Raw genomic sequence first — 5,801 nt, 5'->3', positions numbered from 1 at the left:
TGGGCTCGTCGGCGAGCAGGATGCCGGCGCCCACGACGAAGCCGCGGGCACAGGCGACCCGCTGCATCTGGCCGCCCGACAGCTCCTCGACCTGCCGGTCGCCGAGGTCGGCGATGCCGAACCGACCCAGCGCGGCCTCGGCCTCATCGTCCGCGGCGCGCGGGTCCACGCCGCGGGCGCGCAGGGCGATGGAGACGTTCTCGCACGCCGAGAGGATCGGCACCAGGCCGTAGACCTGCAGCACGAACGCGACGTCCGGGCGCGGGTCGCCGCTGCCCTGCCACATCGACGCATCGGCGTACGACGTGGTGCCCTGCGTGGGCTCGAGGAGACCGCCCGCGATCGAGAGGAGGGTGGTCTTGCCCGAGCCGCTGGGTCCGGACACGGCCGTCACCTTGCCGGCAGGGAAGGTGAGGGAGACGTCGTCGAGGAGGGTGCGGCCGGCGACGTAGGTGATGCCGGTGAGGACCAGGTCGGTCACTGGCCCTCTCCGCTCGAGCGGGTGATGATCAACCGGCCCTGGTCGTCGTCCTCGAACTTCACCAGGGTGCCGGGCGGCCACTGCGCCGCGACGTGGCCCGGGAGGTGGAGGACACCGTCCTCGCCGACCACGGCGTACTCGGAGCCGTCGCGCCCCTCGGCGCCGACCCGGCCCCCCTTCATGGTGATCGAGCGGGGGAAGGTCGCCGCCACCTCGGGCTGGTGCGTCACCACGACGATCGTGGTGCCGAAGTCGTCGCCGAGCGAGTGGATCAGGTGCAGGACATGGTCGCGGTCCTCGTGACTGAGCTGGCTGGTGGGCTCGTCCGCGAGCAGCAGGCGCGGTGCGGTGGCCACCGCGCAGGCGAGCGCGAGGCGCTGGCGCTGGCCCCCGGACATGGTCGAGACGACCTGGTCGGCCTGCTCCTCGAGGCCGACGCGGCCGAGCAGCTCGGTGACGAGCATGGCGTCGCGGCGCTCGTTCGCGCTGAGGGCGAGGCGGGCGAAGGCGATGTTCTGCCGGCCGGTCGCATAGGGCAGGAGGTTGCGGGTCGCGCCCTGCAGCATGGTGGAGACCGACCGGGAGCGGATCCGCGCGAGGTAGCGCTCACCCATCCGGGAGATCTCCTCGTCGCCGAGGAAGATCCGGCCCGCGCTGGGCTTCTGGATGCCGCCGAGGAGCGTCAGCAGCGTGGACTTGCCCGAGCCCGAGGGGCCGAGGAAGGCGACCCGCTCGCCGGGCGCGATGGCGAGGTCGACCCCGCGCAGTGCGACGACGTCGTGTCCGCCGAAGGTCTTGTACAGGTGGACGACGCCCTCGCAGCGGACGCCGACCCCACCTGATGGTGCGCCGACGCGCGGGCCGCCGCCTGCCACGAGTGCTCCCCCGATGCCCATAGTGCGCGCCAAGATACGCCTCTCGCGAAGTGCCGGGCGAGGGCCCCGCGCCGTACTCTTTGCCGGTGACTGACGAGCCCGGCATCGATCCCGACGATCTGGCGACCACCGTCCGGGTGCTCCAGCAGCTCCACCACCTGCCGGGCGACCACCCCGACCACGTGCGGGTCAAGCGGGCCGCGTCGCACATGTACAAGTCGATCAAGTCCGAGCGCAAGTTCGCCAAGCGCGCCGAGGAGCTGGCCCACGACCGCGCGATCACCGAGCTGACGGCGACCGGTTCACCGGTGCGCATCGACGACGAGACGTCCGGCATCGCGCTGGTCTCCAACGCGCCCGGAGCCTTCGCCGGCGAGCTGCTCAACTCGCGAGGCTGCTACATCTGCAAGAGCGACTACACGCTCGTCGACGCGTTCTACCACTGGCTCTGCCCGTCGTGCGCGGCCTTCAGCCACACCAAGCGCGACCAGCGCACCGACCTCACCGGCAAGCGGGCGCTGCTCACCGGTGGCCGCGCGAAGATCGGCATGTACATCGCCCTGCGCCTGCTCCGCGACGGCGCGCACACCACGATCACGACCCGCTTCCCCAAGGACGCGGTCCGCCGCTTCTCCTCGCTGGCGGACAGCGGCGACTGGCTGCACCGCCTCAAGGTCGTCGGCATCGACCTGCGCGACCCCACCCAGGTGATCTCGCTGGCGGACGACGTCGCCGCGGCCGGCACGCTCGACATCCTGATCAACAACGCCTGCCAGACCGTACGCCGCACGCCGGGCGCCTACGCCCCGCTGGTCGACGCCGAACTGGCCCCGCTCCCGACCGACCGCGAGCTCCCGGAGATGGTCACCTTCGACGAGATCTCGTCGGCCCATCCCGCCTCCATTGCCGGCGCGCTGTCGGACACGGCCGTGGCCCACCACCTCGGGGAGAGCCCGGACGCAGCACTGGCCGCTCACAACGCGGCGTCCATGACCGCGCTCGCGCTGACGGCCGGGCACGCGTCCCTCGACGCGCACCTGGCGGGCACCGCCGTCGACGCGGGCGGCCTGCTCCCGGACATGCAGACGAACAACTCCTGGACCCAGACCGTCGGCGAGGTCAACCCGCTCGAGCTCCTCGAGGTGCAGCTCTGCAACTCGATCGCGCCGTTCCTGCTGGTCTCACGGCTGCGGCCGGCACTGGCGGCGGCCGCGCTGTCGGCGCGCTCGGGTCGGGCGTACGTCGTGAACGTGTCGGCGATGGAGGGGCAGTTCTCCCGCCGCTACAAGGGCGCCGGGCACCCGCACACCAACATGGCGAAGGCTGCGCTCAACATGCTGACGCGCACGTCGTCGCAGGAGATGTTCGAGACCGACAAGATCTTGATGACGGCCGTCGACACCGGCTGGATCACCGACGAGCGGCCTCACCACGAGAAGCTCCGGATCGCCGCGGAGGGCTGGCACGCGCCGCTCGACCTCGTCGACGGGGCCGCTCGCGTCTACGACCCGGTCGTGCTCGGCGAGGCGGGCGAAGACCTCCACGGCTGCTTCGTCAAGGACTTCAAGCCCTCCCCCTGGTGACGCTCAGCCCTGGTTGCCCTCACCGGCGATGTTGACGAGCCACGAGATCCCGAACTTGTCGACGATCTGGCCGAAGACGTCGCCCCAGCCCTGCAGCTCGAGCGGCATCGCGATCTTGCCGCCCTCGGCGAGGCCGTTGAAGTAGCCGGTCAGCGCCTCGGTGTCGTCGCCGCTCAGGCTGACGGAGATGTTGTTGCCGTAGGTCACCTCGACCATGCCCTCGGGGGCGTCGGCCACCATCAGCGTGTAGCCGGCCGGCGTCTCGAGCTGGGAGTGCATGACCAGGTTGGCGGTGTCGCCCTCCATGCCCATGTCGCCGAAGGTCATGATGCTGAGCTCGCCGCCGAGCACGGACCGGTAGAACTCCACGGCCTCGCGGGCCCGGCCGTCAGGGACGTTGATATACGGGTTGAGCCTGCTGGTCATGGCGCGCTCCTGAGTGTGGGAGGGGACCCTCACCAACCTAGGACGCGAGGACCGCGCCGTCGAGATGTGTCAGCGGCGTACCCCGAAATGGGAGAGGCCCGCTGCCCACGGAGGGGGAGCGGGCTTCGTCTCGGCGTCGATCACTCGGCGTCGGGAGTCTCGATCTCCTCCACCGGCGTGACCGGAGCCGCGCTCGGGCGATACTCCGCGAGCCTGGCGACCCCCGTCGACACGGTCTCTCGGACCCTGTGGACGTGCGGGGCGAACCGACCCTCGGTGCGCTCGTCGATGCTGGTGCTCACCTTGTCCAGGAAGCGCTCCACCTCGTCACCGCGCTCGTCGGCCAGGGTCGCGACCTTGTCGCGAGCGGAGGCGAAGGCGGTCTCGACCTGGGTGACGAGGTCGTTGACGTGCCGGTCGATCTCGAGCTCGTCGATCGTCTGCTTCAGCTTGTCAGCGATGTTGTGGGGTTCGGACATGTTCCCAGCCTGCCACGGACGTCAGCCGGAGTGACCCCGCAGCAGGTCGGCGAAGTCGGCCACGGGCGCCAGGTCGTTTCCGGACGTACGCCGACGCGCGGTCGGATCCGGGGCGAACCCGGCGACGTGGTCGGTGCCCGAGACCACCACGGCGTTGGCCAGCTCGGCCGCGGCGCGGGAGATGCGCTCGTCCAGACCAGAGCCACCGAAGTCCTCGGTGGCGGCGAAGACGCCCGTGGGGAGGACGACGGCGCGCAGGTAGCTGAACAGCGGCCGCATCGCGTGGTCGAGGACCAGGGAGTGGCGCGCGCTGCCGGCCGTGGCTGCGATCAGGACGGGCATGCCGGTGAGGGCGTCGGTGTCGAGGGCGTCGAAGAACATCTTGAACAGCCCGCTGTAGCTCGCGCTGAACACGGGCGTGACCGCGATCAGCCCGTCGGCCCGGGAGATCTGCTCGCGGACCGCGGCCAGGCGCTGGGTGGCGACAGCTCCACTCGTCATGTAGCCGGCGAGGTCCTGGGCGAGCTCGCGCACCTCGACGTACTCGAAGGACACGGCCTCGCCGCGGGCGCCCACGGCCGCCGCGACCGCGTCGGCGAGCTGGTCGCCGAGCAGTCGGGTGGACGACGGCACCGTCAGTCCGGCGGTGAGGACGACGACGCTGCGGGTCATGACCGGGTTCCTTCGGTGACTCGGGCGTTGGCCGGCTCGACAAGGTGGTGCGGGGCGTCGGGGCCAGCGGCGACGAGGGACGTGTGGGTGGGCGGGTCGCTCGGCACGTGGGCCGGGCGCCGGCGCTCGAACTCCGAGCGGAGCACCGGGACGACCTCGCGGCCAAGGATCTCGAGCTGCTCGAGCACGACCTCGGTCGGCAGTCCGGCGTGGTCGATCAGGAACAGCTGGCGCTGGTAGTCACCGGCGTAGTCGGCGAAGCCCAGAGTGCGCTCGATGACCTGCTCGGGGGTGCCGACGGTCAGTGGCGTGGCCTGCGTGAACTCCTCGAGGGAGGGGCCGTGGCCGTAGACCGGGGCGTTGTCGAAGTAGGGCCGGAACTGCTTCTTGGCCTCCGCCTCGCTGGTGCCCAGGAAGACCTGGCCGCCGAGGCCGACGATCGCCCGGTCGGCCGTGCCGTGGCCGTAGTGCTCGAAGCGCTGGCGGTAGAGAGCGACCATCTGGGCGGTGTGCTCGGGACCCCAGAAGATGTGGTTGTGGAAGAACCCGTCTCCGTAGTAGGCCGCCTGCTCGGCGATCTCGGGGCTGCGGATCGAGCCGTGCCAGACGAACGGTGGCGTGCCGTCGAGCGGCGCGGGCGTGCTCGTGTAGCCCTGCAGCGGGGTGCGGAACTGGCCCTGCCAGTTGACGACCGGCTCGCGCCAGAGCTTGCGCAGCAGGTGGTAGTTCTCGATCGCGAGCTTGATGCCGTCGCGGATGTCCAAGCCGTTCCACGGGTAGACCGGGCCGGTGTTGCCGCGGCCCATCATCAGGTCGACGCGGCCACCGGAGAGATGCTGGAGGAAGGCATAGTCCTCGGCGATCTTCACCGGGTCGTTGGTGGTGATCAGCGTGGTCGAGGTGCTCAGCAGCAGCTTCTCGGTCTTCGCCGCGATCCACGCGAGGTGCGTGGTGGGCGAGGAGACGGTGAACGGCGGGTTGTGGTGCTCGCCGGTCGCGAAGACGTCCAGCCCGACCTCTTCGGCCTTGAGCGCGACGCGGGTCATCGACTCGATGCGCTCGCCCTCAGTCGGCGAGATGCCGGTCGTCGGGTCGGGAGTGATGTCGCCGACGCTGAAGATGCCGAACTGCATGGTGCCCTCCGTGATGCATTAGTTGAAGACTGTACTACTTGCACCGAGGCCGTGGTCGGGTCTTTACCGCCGACCAGCGCTCGCCCTGTCTCGCGGCGCCTTCACTACGAATGGAGGACCTCGTCCGCGCTCATCCATGTGGATGAACCTGC

Annotated in this window: 7 protein-coding genes; 1 reads left to right on the top strand and 6 read right to left on the bottom strand. The window is 70.4% G+C overall.

The genetic code is table 11. The features are described from left to right. Both RMO85_RS08630 and RMO85_RS08625 read right to left on the bottom strand, forming a co-directional pair. The coding region (locus tag RMO85_RS08630) for an ATP-binding cassette domain-containing protein (protein WP_310528318.1) at window positions 1-481 on the bottom strand (481 nt) is incomplete at its 3' end. Continuing rightward, window positions 478-1,389: an ABC transporter ATP-binding protein gene (locus tag RMO85_RS08625; protein WP_310528317.1), complete on the bottom strand. Its 912-nt coding sequence runs from the start codon at window positions 1,387-1,389 to the stop codon at window positions 478-480. The genes RMO85_RS08630 and RMO85_RS08625, both read right to left, overlap by 4 nt. A 53-nt stretch (window positions 1,390-1,442) precedes the next feature. Between RMO85_RS08625 and RMO85_RS08620 the strand changes: the two genes are divergently transcribed. Next, window positions 1,443-2,939 (top strand): SDR family NAD(P)-dependent oxidoreductase, encoded by a 1,497-nt coding sequence (locus tag RMO85_RS08620; RefSeq protein WP_310528316.1) that lies wholly within the window; start codon window positions 1,443-1,445, stop codon window positions 2,937-2,939. Window positions 2,940-2,942: 3 nt separating this feature from the next. Here the strand turns inward: RMO85_RS08620 and RMO85_RS08615 are convergent, their stop codons facing one another. The 4 genes from RMO85_RS08615 to RMO85_RS08600 all read right to left on the bottom strand — a co-directional run bounded on the left by RMO85_RS08615 (window position 2,943) and on the right by RMO85_RS08600 (window position 5,649). Then, window positions 2,943-3,365 (bottom strand): VOC family protein, encoded by a 423-nt coding sequence (locus RMO85_RS08615; protein WP_310528315.1) that lies wholly within the window; start codon window positions 3,363-3,365, stop codon window positions 2,943-2,945. 140 nt (window positions 3,366-3,505) lie between these two features. Continuing rightward, window positions 3,506-3,844 carry an antitoxin gene (locus tag RMO85_RS08610; protein ID WP_310528314.1) on the bottom strand — a complete coding sequence of 113 codons (339 nt, stop codon included), beginning with the start codon at window positions 3,842-3,844 and terminating at the stop codon, window positions 3,506-3,508. Between the two features lie 21 nt (window positions 3,845-3,865). Further along, entirely contained in the window at window positions 3,866-4,516 is a 651-nt protein-coding gene (locus RMO85_RS08605; protein ID WP_310528313.1) for a CE1759 family FMN reductase, read from the bottom strand. Further along, window positions 4,513-5,649 carry an LLM class flavin-dependent oxidoreductase gene (locus RMO85_RS08600; protein ID WP_310528312.1) on the bottom strand — a complete coding sequence of 379 codons (1,137 nt, stop codon included), beginning with the start codon at window positions 5,647-5,649 and terminating at the stop codon, window positions 4,513-4,515. The genes RMO85_RS08605 and RMO85_RS08600 overlap by 4 nt, the downstream gene beginning before the upstream one ends. Window positions 5,650-5,801 lie beyond the last annotated feature (152 nt).

The organism is Nocardioides sp., assembly GCF_031422975.1.
GTDB lineage: Bacteria > Actinomycetota > Actinomycetes > Propionibacteriales > Nocardioidaceae > Nocardioides.
The sequence above is the reverse complement of the archived record's forward strand: the minus strand, read 5'-3'. Positions and strand labels throughout refer to the sequence as shown.